This window comes from Aminobacter sp. P4_H6_2 (genome assembly GCF_056400805.1).
The window spans coordinates 1-2,978 of sequence record NZ_JBFUKO010000637.1; the positions used below are offsets into that span (position 1 = coordinate 1).

The 2,978-nt window shown below is 60.5% G+C and carries 2 protein-coding genes and 1 pseudogene; 2 read left to right on the forward strand and 1 reads right to left on the reverse strand.

Translation table 11 applies throughout. The annotated features are described in order from the left end of the window. Positions 1-260: pseudogene (locus AC1DUU_RS27835) on the forward strand (hypothetical protein); the annotation flags it as partial. A gap of 194 nt (positions 261-454) precedes the next feature. On the opposite strand, the gene AC1DUU_RS27840 reads toward AC1DUU_RS27835, so the two are convergent. Further along, positions 455-1,093, reverse strand: a complete 639-nt coding sequence (locus tag AC1DUU_RS27840; protein WP_476786579.1) for an MIP/aquaporin family protein — start codon at positions 1,091-1,093, stop codon at positions 455-457. A gap of 909 nt (positions 1,094-2,002) precedes the next feature. Here AC1DUU_RS27840 and AC1DUU_RS27845 point away from each other — a divergent pair. After that, on the forward strand, positions 2,003-2,978 hold a 976-nt coding region (locus AC1DUU_RS27845; RefSeq protein ID WP_476786580.1), incomplete at its 3' end, for an LssY C-terminal domain-containing protein.

The window sequence follows — 2,978 nt, forward strand, 5'->3', positions numbered from 1 at the left end:
TCACCTATGCGCCCGTCAGAGGCATCTTCGAGCCAGCTGTGGCGCTAGGAGATGAGGTCCACGCTGGCGATCTTGCCGGCATCCTCCATTCGATCGCAGGACCATCTGAGCCTGCCAGATCGGTTCAATTCGCGCAGTCGGGTCTCGTTGCCTGTCAACGGGCTCCCGCACTTACCGAACCCGGAGACTGCCTATTCAAGCTTGTGGTGGACGCGCCGCTTCATGGAATGGACTTGCTTCCGATTTACGAAGGAATTTGAAGCCGAGGCCGTTCGGCTGGTGCATGCAAGGCTGGCTTTAGCAGCGACCGAACGCCTACACCGAGATCCTCGCCCTCCACATTCCAGATTTGGCCAGAGTCATCGTCCGCAATCTAGCAAAGCAGACGGTCAGAGCTTGTGCGCGAAACATCCCAATGCAGCCAGCTCGGAGTCGCCGGCTGCTGGCCAGGTCCCTATGCGTTCCCGGGCCGGCCGGTTGGGTTGAGCGCTTTGAAAGCGAACGCCGCCGCGGCCCCTCCTAGCAGCTCCGCAGCGATGTAGAGCCACAAGTTGGACCATGGGAGCAAGCCCGCGAGTGAGGCCCCAATGGCGACGGCCGGGTTGAAGGCCGCTCCCGACACCTGTCCGACGGCGAATGCGCCAGCCATCACTGTGAAGCCAATCGCGAGACCGAAGTAGGAATTACCGTCTGTTGCATCGGCCGTGGCCACGTTCAACACGACGTACACCAGAACAAACGTGAAAAGGAACTCGGCCAGAAACGCCCCAAATACGGGGGCGACTAATGGGCTCACTGGTGCCCCCCGAAGGGCGAATCCGACAATCAAGGCCGCACTCGCGGCACCGAGCAATTGGGCGCCCCAGTAGGGCAGCACGTCCGAGCCAGGACACCGCCCCCGCAGGAACACTCCGAGCGTCACTGCCGGGTTGTAATGGGCGCCCGAAATGTGGCCGCCCGCGTAGACCATCGCCGTCAGCACGGCCCCAATGGCCAGCGGAGCAATCACTCCTGGAGCCGCTGCGAGCCCGGTGCAGCCAATTGTCAACACGAGAAAGAACGTTCCGATGAATTCCACGGCGTAACGGCGCATATCGCGTCCTTTCGACTTGATTGCCGAACTTCTTCCGAGGCCAACTTCAACGAAATGCCATCTCTGGCATTCCCATAAAATGGACCCAAAGACAAAGCGCAAAGCTTGCGCCGTGAGGCGCTGGTGCGCGGAATTGGCTGAGCCTGTTGCACAGAAGAAACAGGCGGCGCTTGCGCCTCGTTGCCCGTCACCAGTTGATCCGGCAGTGCGCAGTGGATGAGCGAGACCTTCAGGGGAGGCTTCCGATGTTTCCGAAGGGTCTTCAAACAGCGGAAAATAGGTCAGGAGGGTATCGCGTGGGACGCCGCTGCCAGATCTGCCCGAACACCAGAAGCAAGATCATCAACAGGACGTTGCTCGGTTCCGCGACGCTGTGGGAGATAGCTATGCATTATGGCCTGCCGCTTGGCTCGCTGCATCGGCATCAGTCCAAATGTCTCGTCATGCAGACCTTGCAGGCGGTGACCGCGTCGCCCTCGCGCCCTCGGAGGCAACCCCAGACCCCAGAGCCCTACGTGAAAAAAATATTGATCATCCATAACACGGTGACGGGGTGGCAGCGCCTCCGGGATTATGCAATGCGAGCGGGACATTATATCCGGTCGCGCTGGGGGACGAACCTCATTGTAATATCGACGCCAATCCTCCAACTTTACCGGGGGGCTGGTCTTTTTTCGGCGCGAACGCCACAATGTCTCTCTGCGGCAACACTCCGTCCCATTTCCGCGAGGCCAGTATTGCGGCGGACGAATCTTCTCTGTTGGTTTAGGCCGGTTCAGGACAAGATAGGCTCCGTCACGGGGTTGCTGGACCCGCAAGCTGCCAAGGTAACTGCGGAGAAAGAGAAGGTGTAATGAGCGCACCCACCCGCGGAATGCTCGTTCGACTGCGCACGCAACGTTCAACGAGATGAGCCGCATCGTCAGTCAAGCCCTCGGAGCTATCGCCCTTGCGCTTGTCGGCTGCTCTTCGACGCCCCCGGCAACAGGTCTCGACTACAAGAGCCGGGCCGCTACGCGCATGGAAGGTGACCTGCGGGTATCGGCTGCGGTGCTCTCGGCCGATGAAAGCACCACAGTGTATGGCGTGCCGCTTGCAACGCGATCAATCCAGCCCGTCTGGATTGAAGTCGAAAATCGCGAAGACCGCGCCTACTATCTGCTCTCTCCGGGACTCGATCCGAATTTCTTTCCCGCTTCCGAAGCGTCCGAAACGGTGGCATCGGGCAAGTCACCGGACCAGAAAGCGGAGCTTGACCGGCGCTTTCGCAAACTGGCCTTCCGCAACCCGGTCCTTCCTGGCACCACAAATTCAGGGTTCGTGCTAACGACCCGCGACGAGGGATTTAAGTTCGTGCAGATCGACCTGGTCTCGAGTGGTCGGGCGAGAACCTTCACGATCCTTTCCGTCGTGCCCGGCTTTCGTGCCGACTATCGCATGAGCGAAGTCTTCCGGAGGGATATCTATCCGCCTGAAGAGATCCGGAACTACATCGATGAAGCCTCATTTCGCACGGCGCTCGAAGCGCTGCCTTGCTGTGTCACGAACAAGAACGGCTTGAAGAACGGCGATCCGCTCAATCTGGTGGTGGTGGGCGGCCTCGACGACGCCTTTCCCGCGTTCGCGCGTCGCGGCTGGCGCCCAACCGAGCAGAAATGGCTAGGCTCCATCAACAAGATGGTGACGGCCGCCCTCGCCGGCGAGCGTTATGCGTACGCACCGGTGGGTGACCTTTACATGTTCGGCAGGGCGCAAGACCTGGCGTTGCAAAAGGCCCGCGACAACATCCACCAGCGCAACCACCTGCGACTTTGGCTGAGCCCGATGCGCTATCAGGGCAGGCAGGTGTGGGTGGGGCAGATCAGCCGCGACATCGGCAGTCGCC

Coding starts and splice junctions, on each gene's coding strand:
- AC1DUU_RS27840 (WP_476786579.1), bottom strand. CDS start 1,093: ATGCGCCGTTACGCCGTGGAATTCATCGGAACGTTCTTTCTCGTGTTG.